Genomic DNA, 16,288 nt, shown 5'->3' on the forward strand with positions numbered 1-16,288 from the left:
GAAGAAGAGGTAAGCGCCGTGTTGTTCTTCCGACAAGCACTCGAAGCGCGTGGCGTGCGAACGCCTGAGGACGTCCTTCCGCTGTACCGGGAGGCGGCAGAGAGGCTTGGCCTGCAGAACGCCGACCCGGCCTCAAAAACGGTCGAGGGATGGTTCTACGAGGGCCGCAAGCCGCAGCGCGCTTTCCGTCCGGTCGTCGTCGAGATGCTGGGCTACAGCGTCGAGGACCTGTGGACCGAAGTTCCCGAGGGGGCATCGCCGAACTTCAACCCGCTGACCAGCGCGTCGCTGACTCCATCCCACGCCGAGGCCGGTGTGGACCTGACTGAAATGAAAAGGACGGGCACGATGGCTGTGCTGCGCGCGAAGGAATTCCTCCTCGGGAAAGACCGCGAGAGGGTGGGTGATGACACGCTCGGCCTGCTCGACGACGAAGTGACGCGCCTCGTCGCTGCGTACCCGCGCGAGCCCCTGTCAGCAATCTGGGACGATCTGATCGCGACCCAGGAGCAGGTCTTCCGGCTTCTGGAAGGCGGCCGCGTCCGGCCGTCACAGCTGCGGGACCTGAACGTCAAGGCAGCGATCCTGTCCTTCCTTGTCGCCAAGGGCTTCAACGACATGGAAGTCCCGCACGAGGCCATGACCATGACCCGGGTGGCCGCCTCCTGCGCCAAGGACGCCGAGCACCCCGGGCTCATCGCCCTCACCGACGGGCTCAAGTCCCTGATCGCCTACTGGGCCAACAAGCCCGATGACGCCTACCACTACGCCGGCCAAGGCGCTGAAACCGCCGCGGCCCTCCGCGGAACCGTAGGGCTGTGGCTCCTCGGCCTCCAGGCCCGCGCCGCCGCCGTCCTCGGCGACGAAGAGACCGTACGTGCCGCCAACCAGCAGGCCGCAGAACGACGTGAGCGCGTCGTCCACGACGACTTGGACCAGCTCGGCGGCCTTTTCACCTACGCCCCGGAAAAACAGCTCTACTACACAGTGGAGTCGGAAGCGCTCCTCGGCAACGGGGGCGCTCAGCTCGCCGCCCAGACAGAAAAGGCCGTGCTCGGGTTCAGCGACCGCGGAAGCCCGACCTGGGCGTTCGGAGACCTCGCAGGCTCCCAGTGCGACCTGGCCCTGATCCGCCTCTTCAGCGGAGACCTGGACGGAACAGCACAGGCCATCCGCCCAGTCCTGGACCTGCCTGTCTCCCACCGGAACAACGGCATCGTGGTGAGCGCGCTGCGTGTCCGCCAAGCACTGATGGCCAGCCCCGCGCGTACAGCCGTCACCGCCCGCGACCTCCGCGCGGAGATCGAAGCCTTCCCTGCCCACCGGCCGGCTCTCCCCCGCGGGTAAAGTCCGATACATGTATCCGGTCTCGCGCTCCGGCCCACGCCTCAGCCTCCGTGAACTGACACCTGAGGACGTCGATGCCATGCTGGCCATCTACGGCAGCCCCGAGGCCACGCAACACCTCTCGTTCGAGCCGCGCACCCGCAAACAGGTCGGCCAGATACTGCACCGCTCCGTCGCCTCCGCCACGGCAACCCCCCGCACGGAATACGCCCTCGCCGTCATCGAGCGGGACACGAACGAACTGGTCGGGTTCGGCCGACTGGCCACCGACCCCCACCAGCAGCGCGGAGCCACCATCGGCTTCGCGCTGCGCCCCGATACATGGGGCGTTGGCAACGGCCTCGAGATGCTTCGACTGCTCCTTGGGCTCGGATTCGACGACCTTGGCCTGCACCGCATCTGGGGAGCGCGGTCGCCTCTCAACAAAGCCTCTGCCAAGACCATGACGGCCGTCGGCATGGTCGAAGAAGGGGTGATCCGCGAGCACATCCACAAAGCTGGAAAGTGGCGGGACTCCGTCGTGCACGCGATCCTCGATCGAGAGTGGAACTCCACCGCCTCGGTGTAGCGCTCCACGCTCGCCAAGGCTGGACCATGCGCTGTGGCCGAGCTTTCTCACCCCGCTCCCCTGCTCCGCATCAGCCGCTGACCATCACCACCGCGGCAACCTGTCCTCCGGGAGTCCGGGAGCGCCGGCCGCCGCCGCTACGGCCGGGTGCTGACGTAGCGGATGGTATTGCCGTACCGCGCCAGAACGGGCGCCATGCACCACTGGCACAGTGGACGGCCCCCGCAACCGTATTTGTGGGTCGGGCGCCGGCAGCAAGCGCACGGGCCGACCCGCTGCAACTGGATGCGCTCAGTGTCCTCCGGGCAGAGCACAGGCCCGGAGAACAGGAATGCGAGACGGTCCCGCCGACCGGCCCGGGTGGCCTGGAGCCACTCGACGGCTGCCAGGTCGCGCTCGTCCACGGTCACGGTGAGCCCGAGCTCTTCCCGTACTTCCCGACGGACGGCGTCCGACGGAGACTCGTTTTCCTCAACGAGTCCGCCGGGCAGATGCCACTTCGCCGCCCCGGCCTTGACCGGACGCACAATGAGGAGCCGGTCCGCCGGATCGGTCATGAGTAACGCGGCAGTCACCGGGTGGCCTGGAGCCCGTGCCCCGACGTCACGCCGCCCTCGCCGGGTCCGCCACCGCGGAGGCGTCTTACATCGGACGGCCACCGGGGGACACGGGCTCAGCTGCCCGACTGCGGCAAGACCCGGTCCACCAAGGCGTCAAGTCGCTCGTCGAAAACATGCCGGGCGTCCGGGCTGATCGTGGCGAGGGCAACCATGGCCGTCACGATGACGTCGGCCAGCTCTTTCTGAACGTCCGGCCAGTCGTGGGAGCGGCCCTTACGCGGGTTGGCGCCGAGTGCACCGTGCAGGGCCTCCGCGGCCTCCCCGAACTCCTCCCCGATCTTCAGCACGCGCAGCAGCCGCACGTCCGCCGGGCTCGCCTCCGCGGCCTCCTCGTCCAGCCACTTCCGCAGCCGGTCCACCTGCTCCCAAGTGCGGTCTGCCACTGCGTCCTCCTTGCTCGATCGGTCAGAACAGTGCGGGCGCCGGATCGGCGGCCCGGTCAGGGGCGGTCACAACAAGCGGCGTCACGGGCTGGACGGCCAGCGACACCGACAGCGCCGAATGGTCCGTCAGCCGGTCCTGGCCGGCCCTACGCCGTGCACGTACGCGCACCCGCGCAGGGCGGTCGCCAGGGCCTGGGAAGCGTGCATGTGGTCATAGCGGTAGCCGTCGCCGGTCCGGCCGACCCACGAGTACTCGGCCGCGTCCGGGTGCAGGGCGCGGAAGGCGTCCGCGTACCCGGCGGTCCCCAGCCATTCGTAGAAGCCGTCCTCGAACTGCTGGAAGAACCGGTATCGGGGCACGTGGTTGGGTTCCAAGATGTTGAAGTCGCCCAGCACCAGGCGCAACGCGTCGCCAGCTTGCGGGATGCCCGTGCGGCACTGTTCGAGGAAGGTCCGCTTCCTGGTCGTCTTCGCTTCGGCGTCCCGTGAGGGCACGTACAGGCCGATGACATCGAGCGGTCCCTCGTCGGTGTCGACGGTGACGGAGACGCAACGGTGCGGCAGGTAGTCGACGGAGGCAGGGCCGGGCCGGGCGGCGAGGCGAGAGCCAACCATCACGCCGCGCTCGCCCCGGCCGGGCCGCGGGAACACCACGTCATACCCGGCTGCCTCGAAGCGGGAGGCGAGGAGATTGCAGCCCGCGCTGTCGGCGGTCTCGGAATGATCGCCTGGTAGGTGCCGCACCCTGTAACGGCCATCAGCGCCCCTTACCTGAGACGTTGAGCGTCACTGTGACATCGGCGGCGGGTGGGTTCTCGATGTCCGTTTGTCCCCCGTGCGTGCGCCCCCCAGGCGCCAGCGAACGCGATGGCTGGTGACCACACCCTCGCTGTTCTTCATCGCCTTCACGTATGCCATAACGGGCAGACTAGGACAGCATGCGCCAGTGGTGCGCCAGTTCCGAGAAAAAGAAACGGCCCCAGAGGGCCGTTGTCGCAGGTCATGCGACATAAGGGATGAAGTGCCCGGAACCGGACTTGAACCGGTACGCCCCGCGAAGGGCAGCGAGGTTTAAGCTCGCCGTGTCTGCATTCCACCATCCGGGCAGGCCATGGGCTCCGCATCGAGTGCTCCGAGCCTATCGGGACGCCCCCCCTCGAACAGCGGGTGGTCGATGCGATGTTGTCTTATTTTATTGATGTCTGAGGGTGCATCAGCACTCGACAGGGGCCGTCCTCACTCGCCAATAGCGTCTCGGGCAACCACAGCCCGTGTATGGGGAATGACGGAATTTCACCGCACGGAAGGAGGGCGGCGGGAGCGGTTCCACGGGACCGTGCGGCCGCCGCCCGTCCGGGGCGGTCTCAGGGACGGCGTCATCCCCAGGTATGACGGGCGCGGGGACCGGTCCGACTAGAGACTGCCCCCGGAACGGGAACAGCGGCTGACTCCACGGGCCCCGGCGGCGGCGACGATGGAACACGTCCCCTTCCTCGTCCTCGTCCCTGTAGGAGCACCCCCGTGACCAGCACCCCCCTCGCCGACCGGACCACCACGGTGGCCGCCCGCGCCACGGAACTGTCGAAGGTCTACGGCCAGGGCGAGACCCAGGTGGTGGCGCTCGACCAGGTCACCGTGGACTTCCCGCAGGCACAGTTCACGGCGATCATGGGGCCCTCGGGCTCGGGCAAGTCGACCCTGATGCACTGTGTCGCCGGGCTCGACTCCTTCTCGTCCGGGTCGGTCCGCATCGGCGACGTCGAACTCGGCGCCCTCAAGGACAAGCAGCTCACCCGGCTGCGCCGGGACCGGATCGGCTTCATCTTCCAGGCGTTCAACCTGCTGCCGACGCTGACCGCGCTGGAGAACATCACCCTGCCGATGGACATCGCGGGCCGCAAGCCGGACCGGGAGTGGCTCGACAAGGTGATCGGGATGGTCGGTCTGTCGGACCGGCTCGGCCACCGGCCCTCGCAGCTGTCCGGTGGTCAGCAGCAGCGCGTCGCGGTGGCGCGGGCGCTGGCCTCCAAGCCGGAGATCATCTTCGGTGACGAGCCCACCGGAAACCTGGACTCCCGGTCGGGCGCGGAGGTGCTGGGCTTTCTGCGCAACTCCGTACGGGAGATGGGGCAGACGGTGGTGATGGTCACCCACGACCCGGTGGCGGCGGCCTATGCGGACCGGGTGATCTTCCTGGCGGACGGGCGGATCGTGGACGAGCTGCACGAGCCCACCGCGGAGACGGTGCTGGACCGGATGAAGCGTTTCGACGCCAAGGGCCGCACCAGCTGAGCCCCGCGCACCCCCACCGACCCGCCGCACACCCCCAGCCCCTGGACTAGGACATGTTCCGTACCGCCCTGCGCAATGTGCTCGCGCACAAGGCCAGGCTGCTCATGACCGTGCTCGCCGTGATGCTCGGCGTGGCCTTCGTGTCGGGCACCCTGGTGTTCACCAACACCATCTCCGAGGCCTACCAGAAGAGTTCCGCCAAGGGATTCGACCAGGTCGACGTGGCCCTCCAGCCGGACCGCAGCCGGAGCACCGGCGACAAGGTCCGCGCCCGGCCCGAACTGAAGCAGGCCCTCCTCGACAAGGCCGCCAAGACCCCGGGCGCCGAGACCGCCATCGGTGTCGTCAACGGCTTCACCGCCATCGCCGACAAGGACGGCAAGCTCATCGGCGGCGGCTTCCGCTCCCAGGGCGGGAACTACTGGGGGACCGACGACCCCCGGTATCCGCTCGTCGGCGGGCACGCCCCGAAGGGCGACAACGAGGTCCTCGTCGACTCCGAGACCGCGCGTCGCGCCGGTTACCGGGTCGGCGACACCGTACGGATCTCGATCGACGGTCCCGTGCTGACGCCCGAGATCGTCGGCATCTTCACCACCGACGACGGCAATGTGGCCGCCGGCGGCAGCCTCGCGCTCTTCGACACCGCCACCGCGCAGCAGCTGTTCCACAAGCCCGGCGCCTACGACGAGATCGATGTGAAGGCCGCCTCCGGCACCAGCCAGACCGCCCTGCGCACCGAGCTCGACAAGATCCTCCCCGCGGACGTCACCTCCACCACCGGCAAGCAGCTGGCCGACGAGCAGGCCCGGCAGATCGCCGACGCGACCAGCAGCCTGCGCACCTTCCTGCTGGTGTTCGCCGGGATCGCGCTGTTCGTCGGGACGTTCATCATCGCCAACACCTTCACCATGCTGGTGGCCCAGCGCACCAAGGAACTGGCGCTGATGCGCGCGGTCGGCGCGTCCCGCCGTCAGGTCACCCGCTCCGTGCTGATCGAGGCGTTCGCGGTCGGCGCCGTCGCGGCAGTCGTCGGTCTGGTGGCCGGCATCGGCATCGGCGCCGCGCTGCGCTCGCTGGTGAGCGGTCTGGGCACCATGCCGGACGGCCCGCTCGTCATCAGCCCCGGCACGGTCGTCGCCGCCCTCGCCGTCGGCATCCTGATCACCATGCTGGCCGCCTGGCTGCCCGGCCGCCGCGCCGCCAGGATCCCCCCGGTCGCCGCGATGAACAGCGTCCATGCACAGGCGACCACCCGGTCCCTGGTGCTGCGCAACACGCTCGGCGCCCTGCTCACCTCGGCCGGCCTCGTCACCGTCCTCTACGCCACCACCATGGACGCCACGGACGCCCAGGCCCCGATGGGTCTCGGCGCGGGGCTCCTCGTCCTCGGCGTGTTCGTCCTCACCCCGTTGCTGTCCCGTCCGCTGATCGCGGCCACCGCACCCGTGCTGCGGGTCTTCGGGGTCGCCGGGAAGCTGGCCCGGCAGAACTCGGTGCGCAACCCGCGCCGCACCGCGGCCACCGCCTCCGCCCTGATGATCGGTCTGACCCTGATCACCGCGCTGACGGTGGTGGCGGGCAGCCTGGGGAACGCGATCGACAAGATGGCGGCCTCCGCGCTCAAGGCGGACTATGTGGTCTCCATGGCGAACGGCAACAACCTCTCCCCGGACCTCGAACAGGCGGTCAAGTCCGCCGACGGGGTCGCCGCCAGCAGCCCGCTGCGCAACGCGCCCTCCCGCATCGACGGCAAGACCGAGTTCCTGACCAGCGTCGACGGATCCACCATCGGCGAGCTGACCCATCTGACGGTCGACGACGGCACCTTCGCGGTCGGCGGCACCCGGATCGTCGTCGACGACCGGACCGCCGAGGACCACCACTGGAGCGCCGGTTCCCGGTTCACCGTCAACTACGAGGACGGGAAGCAGCAGCAGCTCACGGTCGCCGGTGTCTATCAGGAGACCGAGATCATGCGCGGCATCATGGTGGACACCGCGACCCTGGCCCCGCACCAGAGCAACCCGTCCGACATGCAGATCATGGTCAAGATGTCCGGCGGCGCCACCGACTCGGCCAGGAGCACCCTGGTGAAGGCGCTCGGTGACAACCCGGCCATCAAGATCCAGGACAAGAAGGATATCTCCGACAGCATCGGGCAGGTGTTCACCACGGTGCTGAACATGCTCTACGGCCTGCTCGCCATGGCCGTGATCGTCGCCGTCCTCGGCGTCATCAACACCCTGGCCATGTCGGTCTTCGAGCGCTCGCAGGAGATCGGGATGCTCCGCGCGATCGGCCTCGACCGCAAGGGCATCAAGCGGATGGTTCGCCTGGAGTCCCTGGTCATCTCGCTCTTCGGCGGAGTGCTCGGCATCGGTCTTGGCGTGTTCTTCGGCTGGGCGGCCGGCCGGCTGCTCGGGACGAAGATGACGACCTTCGAGCTGATCCTGCCCTGGGACCGGATGGCCCTCTTCCTCGCCCTGGCCGCGGTGGTCGGCGTGCTGGCGGCCCTGTGGCCGGCCCGGCGGGCGGCCCGTCTGAACATGCTGACGGCGATCAAGTCGGAGTAGCGGTACGGCAGGAAGCAGCCACGGCGCGGGGCCCCGTCCGGTGATGACCGGACGGGGCCCCGCGCCGTCGTAGGCCGTACGACCCCTGTCGTCCGTCAGTTCCAGGTACGGGAGCGCAGCGGCACCCCGGACGCGCCCGGCTCCGGGGTCCGTACCGCGAGGACCTGGTTGACGCCGATGCGGTTGCGTTCGAAGGACAGGGCGGAGGCGGCCATGTAGAGGCGCCAGACCCGGGCACGGCCGGGGCCGGCGAGGCGCTCCGCCTGCTCCCGGTGGGCCTCCAGGTTGGCGACCCAGCGGCGCAGGGTGAGGGCGTAGTGCTCGCGCAGGGACTCGACGTCACGCACCTCGAACCCGGCGCGCTCCAGCTGGGTCACGGTGGTGCCGATCGGAGCCAGCTCGCCGTCCGGGAAGACATAGGCGTCGATGAACGGGTCGACGCTGTACGAGGACTCGTCCCGCTGGGGCCGCCGTGCGATCTGGTGGTTGAGCAGCCGCCCGCCGGGCTTCAGCAGGGCGTGCAGATCGCGGGCGTACTCCAGATACCGCTCGGCGCCGACGTGTTCGGCCATGCCGATGGAGGAGATCGCGTCGTACGGCCCGTCGGCCACATCGCGGTAGTCCTGCACACGGATCTCCACCCGGTCGGTGAGTCCCTCGTCGGCGACCCGCTTACGGGCGTAGACGGCCTGCTCCTGGGAGAGGGTGACGCCCACGACGCTCACCCCGTGCTCGCGGGCGGCGTGCACCGCCATGGAGCCCCAGCCGCAGCCGACGTCCAGCAGCCGCAGGCCGGGCCTCAGGTCCAGCTTGCGGCAGACCAGTTCGAGCTTGTCCCGCTGGGCGTCCTCCAGGGTGCCGTCGGGAGCGGCCCAGTAGGCGCAGGAGTACACCATGGACGGGCCCAGGACCAGCTCGTAGAAGTCGTTCCCGACGTCGTAGTGGTGGCTGATGGCCCGTCGGTCGCTGCGCCGGGTGTGGAGGTGGCCGCGGGCCCTGCGGACCTCCTCGCGGGGCGGCGGGGGCGGCGGGAAGGGGCCCGCCATCGCGGCGAGCCCGCGGACGGCGGCGCGGACCCGGGGGTCGCGGAGCGCCTGGGCGAGGGTGCGGGCGTCGTCGCCGCGCTCCCAGAGAAGGCCCGCGAGCTGGCCGAGGGCGGTGTAGAGATCGCCCTCGACGGCCAGGTCCCCGGCGACCCAGCCCCGGACGAGGCCCAACTCGCCCGGTTTCCAGAGCAGACGGCGCAGGGCACGACGGTTGCGCACGACGAGCACCGGGGCATCGGGCGGTCCTGCCTCCGATCCGTCCCAGGCGCGGACGCGCAACGGGAACGGGGCTCCCAGCAATTGTTCGACGAGGCTTTTCAACCGCGGCGCGGCATCGGCCATGGTGCACACCTCCGATGGGGTCATCCCCTGCTCGAACCGGGTCGGGCGCGGGGAACGGGTCCCGGAATGTCCGACACCACGTAAACACCTACGGGGCCGTGCCGCAGTCCCCCGTTGGCGTCACAGCTGAGCAAAAACCTGTATGCGCCACGGAATTCACCGCATCGGAGCGGAGTCCGTCCCACCCGAGGGAGTGAAGTGAGCACGGCACTTCGGAAGGAGTACACAGAAATACGGAGGAGCGCGGAGGAATACACAGGAATATGCGGAAATAAGAATGAATGAGAAGAAATACGGAAAAGCCGAAGGGCCCCCGCACCACGGATGGCGGGGGCCCTTCGGCGGGCTCGACGAGCGAGGTCGATCGCGGGGCGATCGGCGGCCTCGAGGTCAGGAGGCCTTGGCCTTCTCCTCGGTCTTGCTCGCGGCGGCGACCGGGGCCGGCTTCGCGGCCTCGTAGAACTCCTCGCGCGGCGACTCCATGGCGCCGAGCGAGACGATCTCGCGCTTGAGGAACATGCTCAGCGTCCAGTCCGCGAAGATACGGATCTTGCGGTTCCAGGTCGGCATGGCCAGACCGTGGTAGCCGCGGTGCATGTACCACGCCAGGCGGCCGCGCAGCTTGATCTTCGTCTTGCCGACGACGATCATCGCGACGCCCTTGTGGAGGCCGAGACCGGCCACGGCGCCCTTGTTGGCGTGCGAGTACGGCTTCTGCGGGAAGCCGCGCATTCCGGAGATCACATTGTCGCCGAGCACCTTGGCCTGACGCAGCGCGTGCTGGGCGTTCGGCGGGCACCAGGCGTTCTCGTTGCCCGCCTTGCGGCCGACGAGGTCCGGGACCTGCGCGTTGTCGCCGGCGGCCCAGATGTAGTCCGTGCCCTGGACCTGGAGGGTGGGCGCGGTGTCCACATGGCCGCGGGGGCCGAGCGGCAGACCGAAGCGGGCCAGCGCCGGGTTCGGCTTGACGCCCGCGGTCCACACGATCGTGTTGGAGTCGACCTCGAGGCCGTTCTTCAGCACCACATGGCCGTCCACGCAGGACTCCATGGAGGTGGACAGATAGATCTCGACACCCCGGCCCTCGAGGTGCTCCTTGCCGTACTGGCCGAGCTTGGGACCGACCTCGGGGAGGATCTTGTCGGCGGCGTCGACGAGGATGAAGCGCATGTCCTCACGGGACACGTTGTTGTAGTACTTGGCCGCGTCCCGGGCCATGTCCTCGACCTCACCGATGGTCTCCGCACCGGCGAAGCCACCGCCGACGAAGACGAAGGTGAGCGCCTTGCGCCGGATCTCCTCGTCGGTCGTGGAGTCGGCCTTGTCGAGCTGCTCCAGCACATGGTTGCGCAGGCCGATGGACTCCTCGATGCCCTTCATGCCGATGCCCTGGTCGGCGAGACCGGGGATCGGGAAGGTGCGGGAGACCGCGCCCATCGCGATGACGAGGTAGTCGAAGGGCAGCTCGTAGGCCTCGCCGACCAGCGGGGCCACCGTCGCGACCTTGCGGTCCTGGTCGATGGTGGTGACCCGGCCGGTGAGGACCTCCGCCTTCGGCAGCACGCGTCGCAGCGGGACGACGACATGCCGGGGGGAGATGCTGCCGGCGGCGGCTTCGGGCAGGAAAGGCTGGTAGGTCATGTACGAGCGCGGGTCGACGACCGTGACGGTCGCCTCGCCGTAGCGCATCTTCTTGAGAATGCGACGAGCTGCGTACAGGCCTACGTACCCACCGCCTACTACGAGGATCCTGGGACGCTCCGTGGTGCTCATGGCATCGAGTATCCACCTGACCCAGGGGGGTCGCTCGTGCGCCCCTTCACAAGGTTGCCGGGGGTATCTGCTACACTGCGCCGCCCGCGTGGCGCGGGCCATGACCGCGAGGGCAACGCCCCGCCCCTGACCGCCCGTTGTAAAGGCCGCGTGAGCTGCTCCTCCTCACCCCGAAGAGCCCCCCGGCGGACCCTGCGCGGCGTCGGCGCGGACCCCCTCGGAACGCTCGCGTGAGCATCCCCGAAGACCCTCTGAGCCCCCCGTACGGCCCACTGCGGCCAAAAGGCCGCTCAACAGGGACGTTTTCCTTGTGAAGAACTTCACGAACATTCCTGGCGGACCCTCGCCGAGGGGCACATCACCCCGCAGAAGCTACCGCCTGGTAGAGGGGAATCGGTGGAGAAAACGGACGGCCCGGCGCCATGAGGCACCGGGCCGTGCGCACCGCCGGAGAGTCGTCCGCCGCGGGGCGCGAAGTGCCGGGCGGTCCCGTCGAGGACGGCCTACGACGGCGACTCGGCCGCGTCATAGGCGATCCCGTCGAGGATCGCCTATGAAGGCGACTCGGCCGCATAGAAAGCGATGCCGTCAAGGATGTCGTGCTCGCTGACCACGACCTCCTCGGCCCCGGTGCGCTCCATGATCGTGAGCAGGACGAGGGCGCCCGCGCCGATGACGTCCACGCGCCCGGGGTGCATGGAGGGGATCGCCGCGCGTTCGGCGTGGGTGGACCGCAGCAGCCACTCGGTGATCTCCCGGACCCGCTCGCGGGAGACACGGGAGTGATGGATCCTCGCGGTGTCGTACCCGGGGAGGTCCTGGGCGATGGCCGAGAGGGTGGTGACGGAGCCCGCGAGCCCGACCAGCGTCCGGGCCTCACGCAGGGGCACCGTCCGTTCCACCAGGTCCAGCGCGGACTCGATGTCGGACCGTACGGCCGCGATCTGCTCGGGGGCCGGCGGGTCGGTGACGGCCCCGTCGCGCAGGAGATGACGCTCGGTCATACGGACACAGCCGACGTCGACGGAGCGCGCGGCACGCACATGCTCCTCGCCGACCACGAACTCCGTGGACCCTCCCCCGATGTCCACGACCAGATAGGGCTTGGCCAGGTCCTCGCGGCCGGCCAGCTCCCTGGTCGCGCCCGTGAACGAGAACTCCGCCTCCTGGTCGCCGGAGATGACCTCGGGCTCGACTCCGAGGATCTCCAGGACCCCGCGGACGAACTCGTCCCGGTTCTCCGCGTCCCGGGTGGCGGAGGTGGCGACGAAGCGGATCCGCTCGACGCCGTGCTCCTTGATGAGCCCGGCGTACTCCCGGCAGGCCGCGAAGGTGCGTTCGAGGGCCTCCGGGGCGAGGCGCCCGGTGCGGTCCACGCCCTGACCGAGCCGGACGATGGTCATCCGCCGGTCCAGCTCGACGAGTTCGGCGGTGGTTCCGGTGCCCGGGGCGTCCCCGGACCCGGTGACGTCCGCGATCAGGAGCCTGATGGAGTTCGTGCCGCAGTCGACGGCGGCGACCCGGGTCATGCGTCGCCCTCCTCGGGGTCGACGGGCTTGAAGGCGAACCAGCCGCTTTCGGAGGTCTCCGTCTGCCAGTCGTCGCCCGACGGCGGCCCCGCGGGCGCCACACACGCCCCCTTGCGCCACCACTCGGGCAGCATCGCGATCGCCTCGTCACCGAGCGGGTTGACGCCCGGGCCGGCCACCAGCGAGTGCGCCACCAGCACATGCAGGCACTTCACCCGGTCCGGCATACCGCCCGCGCTCGGGAAGCCCGTCAGGACCTCGATGGCGTCCCGGCGGGCGATGTAGTCCTCGTGCGCGGCGCGGTAGGCGGCGGCCAGCTCCGGGTCCCGGGCCAGGCGCTCCGTCATCTCCTTCATCACGCCGTTCGCCTCCAGCGTGCCGATCGCGGAGGCGGCGCGCGGGCAGGTCAGGTAGTACGTCGTCGGGAACGGAGTGCCGTCGGCGAGCCGCGGCGCCGTCTCCACGACGTCCGGCTGCCCGCAGGGGCACCGGTGGGCGATCGCGCGCAGCCCGCGCGGGGGGCGTCCGAGCTGCTGCTGGATGGCCTCGACGTCGGCGTCGGTGGGCTCGGTGCGCGGGGTGGGCGGCGGGGCGGTTTCCATGATTGTCTTTCTCATCGGTCACTGATTCGTCCGGGCAGGGGTTCGGCCGCGGGGCCGGTCACCGCGTCATCGGCGCGCGACGGCCCGGTGGTTCACCCGGCGCGGGGTCCGGCGGGACGGCTCACCGGCCCGGCTTCTCGAGGGCGTCGGACCGGTCGATCCCGTCCCAGATGCCGGTGTACCAGGGGCGCGCGGCGGTCGCACGGTTCGTCCGGGACTGCTCGACCGCGTCCGGGTCGATCACGATGTAACCGGTCTCCCCCGGCATCACATAGTGCAGCCGCTGCCGGATCTGCTGCTGCGCATAGGCGTCATCCTGCCAGCGTGCCTTGAGATCGCGCAGCTGTTCGACGCGCTGGCGTGCCTGTTCCTGCCGGCGTTCCATGTCGGCGATCTCGGCGCGCTGGGAGACGTACTGCCGCATCGGGTACGCCAGCGCCACGATCAGCGAGCACAGGACGAGCGCGAGCAGGGCGGCCCGCCCGGTGAGCCGGGAACGGCGGGCCTGGCGTCTGGTCTGGGAGCGGTAGACCCGAGCCGCCGTCTGCTCCCCGAGCAGCCGCAGCCTGGTCGCGGTGGAGAACCGGTCACGGTCCTTCACGGCCATGTCTCCCGCCTCCCCTTCATACGCACGTACGTCCCCGCACACGGTACGGGACCGAGTACGGGGACGTACGTACGACTGGGCCGTGGCCCTGGACGGCTCAGCCCTTGAAGCGCGGGAAGGCGCTGCGGCCGGCGTACACCGCGGCGTCGTCGAGGATCTCCTCGATGCGCAGCAGCTGGTTGTACTTGGCGACACGCTCGGAGCGGGCCGGGGCGCCGGTCTTGATCTGGCCGCAGTTGGTGGCGACGGCCAGGTCGGCGATCGTCACGTCCTCGGTCTCGCCGGAGCGGTGGGACATCATGCACTTGAAGCCGCTGCGCTGGGCCAGCTCGACGGCGTCGAGGGTCTCGGTCAGCGAGCCGATCTGGTTGACCTTGACCAGCAGGGCGTTGGCGGCGCCGTCCTCGATGCCCCGGGCGAGGCGCTCGGGGTTGGTGACGAACAGGTCGTCGCCGACGAGCTGGACCTTGTCGCCGAGCTTGTCGGTGATGACCTTCCAGCCGGCCCAGTCGTCCTCGAACAGCGGGTCCTCGATGGAGACGAGCGGGTAGGCCGCGACCAGCTCCTCGTAGTACTCCGTCATCTCGGCGGCGGAGCGCTCCTTGCCCTCGAAGAGGTACTTGCCGTCCTTGTAGAACTCGGAGGCGGCGACGTCGAGCGCGAGGGCGATCTGCTCGCCGGGGACGTACCCGGCCTGCTTGACGGCCTCCAGGATGAGGTCGAGGGCCTCACGGTTGGAGCCGAGGTTCGGCGCGAAGCCGCCCTCGTCGCCGAGACCGGTCGACAGGCCCTTGCCCTTCAGCACCTTCTTGAGGGTGTGGTAGACCTCGGTGCCCCAGCGCAGCGCCTCGGAGAAGGACTCCGCACCGATCGGGGCGATCATGAACTCCTGGATGTCCACATTGGAGTCGGCGTGCGAGCCGCCGTTCAGGATGTTCATCATCGGCACCGGCAGCAGATGCGCGTTCGGGCCGCCCAGGTAGCGGAAGAGCGGGAGGTCGCTGGCCTCGGAGGCGGCGTGGGCGACCGCGAGGGAGACACCCAGGATGGCGTTGGCGCCGAGGGAGCCCTTGTTGTCGGTGGCGTCCAGGTCGAACATCGCCTGGTCGATCAGGCGCTGCTCGGTGGCGTCGTAGCCGACCAGCTCCGGGCCGATCTGCTCGATGACGGCGAGGACGGCCTTCTCGACACCCTTGCCCTGGTAGCGGTTGGGGTCACCGTCACGGAGCTCGATGGCCTCGAAGGCACCGGTGGAGGCGCCGGACGGGACGGCGGCACGCCCGGTGCTCCCGTCGTCGAGGCCGACCTCGACCTCGACCGTGGGGTTGCCTCGGGAGTCCAGGATTTCCCGGGCTACGACGACGTCGATGGACGGCACGAGCATCTCCTTCATGGATGTGACGCTGAGAGTGCGGGGCACCTTGCGACTAGAGCCTAACCGTCCGGGGTCAGCGGCCGGCCGACCGACCGTCCCACGGACAGAGTGACCGTACACATTGTTCCCGCCCGGAACAAAGGGGGGAGTGAAAGCCCGGTGAAATTCAGCGGTCGTACGGGCGAAAAAGCCCCGCTCCGGGCGTGCGGGGGAACACGCGCCGGAGCGGGGGGACCGTGGGGACGGGGCGACCGCGGGGACGGGGTGGCCCTCACCCGGCCGTCAGCGGGGAGGTCGGTGCACGAGGGCCTTGCGGTCGGACCGCCGGAGGGCCGTCACTTCAGGTGCAGTTGCTGACCCGGGTAGATGAGGTCGGCGTTCTTGACGATGTCCTTGTTCAGCTCGAACAGCTTCTTCCAGCCGCCGCGGACATGGTGCTCCGCAGCGATCGAGCTGAGGGAGTCGCCCTTGACGACCTTGTACTCGCCGTCGCCCTTCCGGATCTTCTGGGCCTTCTGGCCGGCCGGGGCGGTGACGGTCTTCTGCGCGGCCGGACGCTCGGCGCCGCGGGAGGCCTGCTGCGGGGCGGCCGGACGGGAGGTCTTCGCACCACCGGCGGAGGCACCGGAGGAGGTGCCGGCGGCGGCGCCGTTGTACGGGGTGCCGGACAGGCCCTTGCCGCAGACCGGCCAGGCGCCCTTGCCCTGACCCGCGAGGACCTTCTCGGCGACGGCGATCTGCTGCGCCTTGCCGGCGAGGTCGGCGCGCGGGGCGTACGCGGTACCGCCGAACGCGGCCCAGGTGGAGTTCGAGAACTGCAGACCACCGTAGTAGCCGTTGCCGGTGTTGATGGACCAGTTGCCGCCGGACTCGCACTGGGCGACGGCGTCCCACTCGGCGGCGGTGGCGGCGGAGGCGTTGCCGGCCACGAGCAGCGGCGCGGCGACGGCGGCGCCGGTGACACCGGCGAAGGTGATGGCGCGGACGGCCTTGGACGGGCGGCGACGACTGCTCTTGCCGGAACACAGCATGGTTCGATCCCCTCACCGACGCCTGCGAGGTGAGCTGTCGGGTTCGGGCCGGTTGAGTTGCCCGGCCGCGCGTCCCCTGGACGCGCGGCTCCACCCCAAGCCGTTCCCGGTCAACTCCCGGGCGCGGCACTTACCTTGGGTCCCCCGCTCCTGCCTGCGGCGCATGGCGCGACGACTGTTCCCGTACGGCCGCTGGC

General features: G+C 69.7%; 14 protein-coding genes, 1 tRNA gene and 1 riboswitch. Of the genes, 4 read left to right on the forward strand and 11 right to left on the reverse strand.

Features of this window, described 5'->3' with window-relative positions; genetic code table 11:
- Nucleotides 1-18: 18 nt before the first annotated feature.
- Both CP978_RS14390 and CP978_RS14395 read left to right on the forward strand, forming a co-directional pair.
- Nucleotides 19-1,347, forward strand: a complete 1,329-nt coding sequence (locus CP978_RS14390; RefSeq protein WP_227745372.1) for a hypothetical protein — start codon at nucleotides 19-21, stop codon at nucleotides 1,345-1,347.
- 10 nt (nucleotides 1,348-1,357) lie between these two features.
- On the forward strand, nucleotides 1,358-1,915 hold the full coding sequence (locus CP978_RS14395) for a GNAT family N-acetyltransferase (RefSeq protein ID WP_043440919.1): 558 nt from the start codon (nucleotides 1,358-1,360) through the stop codon (nucleotides 1,913-1,915).
- Between the two features lie 137 nt (nucleotides 1,916-2,052).
- Here CP978_RS14395 and CP978_RS35625 read toward each other — a convergent pair whose 3' ends face one another.
- From CP978_RS35625 to CP978_RS14420, 4 genes are all read right to left on the reverse strand, one after another.
- A complete protein-coding gene (locus CP978_RS35625; RefSeq protein WP_227745373.1) occupies nucleotides 2,053-2,574 on the reverse strand; it encodes an NUDIX domain-containing protein in 522 nt (173 codons plus the stop codon).
- A gap of 14 nt (nucleotides 2,575-2,588) precedes the next feature.
- Nucleotides 2,589-2,918: a MazG-like family protein gene (locus CP978_RS14410; RefSeq protein ID WP_043440921.1), complete on the reverse strand. Its 330-nt coding sequence runs from the start codon at nucleotides 2,916-2,918 to the stop codon at nucleotides 2,589-2,591.
- Nucleotides 2,919-3,044: 126 nt separating this feature from the next.
- Nucleotides 3,045-3,662 carry an exonuclease/endonuclease/phosphatase family protein gene (locus CP978_RS14415; protein ID WP_052454120.1) on the reverse strand — a complete coding sequence of 206 codons (618 nt, stop codon included), beginning with the start codon at nucleotides 3,660-3,662 and terminating at the stop codon, nucleotides 3,045-3,047.
- Nucleotides 3,663-3,940: 278 nt separating this feature from the next.
- A tRNA-Leu gene (locus CP978_RS14420) sits at nucleotides 3,941-4,024 on the reverse strand.
- 415 nt (nucleotides 4,025-4,439) lie between these two features.
- On the opposite strand from CP978_RS14420, the gene CP978_RS14425 reads away from it, so the two are divergent.
- Together CP978_RS14425 and CP978_RS14430 are read left to right on the forward strand one after the other, a co-directional pair.
- Nucleotides 4,440-5,210 carry an ABC transporter ATP-binding protein gene (locus CP978_RS14425; protein WP_043440923.1) on the forward strand — a complete coding sequence of 257 codons (771 nt, stop codon included), beginning with the start codon at nucleotides 4,440-4,442 and terminating at the stop codon, nucleotides 5,208-5,210.
- A gap of 53 nt (nucleotides 5,211-5,263) precedes the next feature.
- Nucleotides 5,264-7,786 carry an ABC transporter permease gene (locus CP978_RS14430; RefSeq protein WP_043440926.1) on the forward strand — a complete coding sequence of 841 codons (2,523 nt, stop codon included), beginning with the start codon at nucleotides 5,264-5,266 and terminating at the stop codon, nucleotides 7,784-7,786.
- A gap of 95 nt (nucleotides 7,787-7,881) precedes the next feature.
- Here the strand turns inward: CP978_RS14430 and CP978_RS14435 are convergent, their stop codons facing one another.
- From CP978_RS14435 to CP978_RS14465, 7 genes are all read right to left on the reverse strand, one after another.
- A complete protein-coding gene (locus CP978_RS14435; RefSeq protein ID WP_043440927.1) occupies nucleotides 7,882-9,174 on the reverse strand; it encodes an SAM-dependent methyltransferase in 1,293 nt (430 codons plus the stop codon).
- A gap of 390 nt (nucleotides 9,175-9,564) precedes the next feature.
- Nucleotides 9,565-10,947 (reverse strand): NAD(P)/FAD-dependent oxidoreductase, encoded by a 1,383-nt coding sequence (locus CP978_RS14440; RefSeq protein ID WP_079162147.1) that lies wholly within the window; start codon nucleotides 10,945-10,947, stop codon nucleotides 9,565-9,567.
- 551 nt (nucleotides 10,948-11,498) lie between these two features.
- Nucleotides 11,499-12,476, reverse strand: a complete 978-nt coding sequence (locus CP978_RS14445; protein ID WP_043440932.1) for a Ppx/GppA phosphatase family protein — start codon at nucleotides 12,474-12,476, stop codon at nucleotides 11,499-11,501.
- Nucleotides 12,473-13,078 (reverse strand): DUF501 domain-containing protein, encoded by a 606-nt coding sequence (locus CP978_RS14450; RefSeq protein ID WP_043440934.1) that lies wholly within the window; start codon nucleotides 13,076-13,078, stop codon nucleotides 12,473-12,475. The genes CP978_RS14445 and CP978_RS14450 overlap by 4 nt, the downstream gene beginning before the upstream one ends.
- Nucleotides 13,079-13,199: 121 nt before the next feature.
- Complete coding sequence (locus CP978_RS14455) at nucleotides 13,200-13,685, reverse strand: FtsB family cell division protein (RefSeq protein WP_043440936.1); 486 nt, start codon at nucleotides 13,683-13,685, stop codon at nucleotides 13,200-13,202.
- A 97-nt stretch (nucleotides 13,686-13,782) separates the two neighbouring features.
- Nucleotides 13,783-15,069 (reverse strand): phosphopyruvate hydratase, encoded by a 1,287-nt coding sequence (eno, locus tag CP978_RS14460; protein WP_043448616.1) that lies wholly within the window; start codon nucleotides 15,067-15,069, stop codon nucleotides 13,783-13,785.
- 326 nt (nucleotides 15,070-15,395) lie between these two features.
- The gene (locus CP978_RS14465) at nucleotides 15,396-16,091 is read right to left on the reverse strand and encodes a LysM peptidoglycan-binding domain-containing protein (RefSeq protein WP_043440938.1); all 696 of its coding nucleotides are present in this window, start codon (nucleotides 16,089-16,091) and stop codon (nucleotides 15,396-15,398) included.
- 4 nt (nucleotides 16,092-16,095) lie between these two features.
- Nucleotides 16,096-16,263: riboswitch (cyclic di-AMP (ydaO/yuaA leader) on the reverse strand.
- Nucleotides 16,264-16,288 lie beyond the last annotated feature (25 nt).

The organism is Streptomyces nodosus (assembly GCF_008704995.1).
Lineage (GTDB): Bacteria > Actinomycetota > Actinomycetes > Streptomycetales > Streptomycetaceae > Streptomyces > Streptomyces nodosus.

Excerpts from the sequence above, each read along its gene's own strand:
- CP978_RS14395 (WP_043440919.1), top strand. The coding sequence starts at position 1,358 with ATGTATCCGGTCTCGCGCTCCGGCCCACGCCTCAGCCTCCGTGAACTG.
- CP978_RS14430 (WP_043440926.1), top strand. The coding sequence starts at position 5,264 with ATGTTCCGTACCGCCCTGCGCAATGTGCTCGCGCACAAGGCCAGGCTG.
- CP978_RS14435 (WP_043440927.1), bottom strand. The coding sequence starts at position 9,174 with ATGGCCGATGCCGCGCCGCGGTTGAAAAGCCTCGTCGAACAATTGCTG.
- CP978_RS14440 (WP_079162147.1), bottom strand. The coding sequence starts at position 10,947 with ATGAGCACCACGGAGCGTCCCAGGATCCTCGTAGTAGGCGGTGGGTAC.
- CP978_RS14445 (WP_043440932.1), bottom strand. The coding sequence starts at position 12,476 with ATGACCCGGGTCGCCGCCGTCGACTGCGGCACGAACTCCATCAGGCTC.
- CP978_RS14450 (WP_043440934.1), bottom strand. The coding sequence starts at position 13,078 with ATGGAAACCGCCCCGCCGCCCACCCCGCGCACCGAGCCCACCGACGCC.
- CP978_RS14455 (WP_043440936.1), bottom strand. The coding sequence starts at position 13,685 with ATGGCCGTGAAGGACCGTGACCGGTTCTCCACCGCGACCAGGCTGCGG.
- eno (WP_043448616.1), bottom strand. The coding sequence starts at position 15,069 with ATGCTCGTGCCGTCCATCGACGTCGTCGTAGCCCGGGAAATCCTGGAC.
- CP978_RS14465 (WP_043440938.1), bottom strand. The coding sequence starts at position 16,091 with ATGCTGTGTTCCGGCAAGAGCAGTCGTCGCCGCCCGTCCAAGGCCGTC.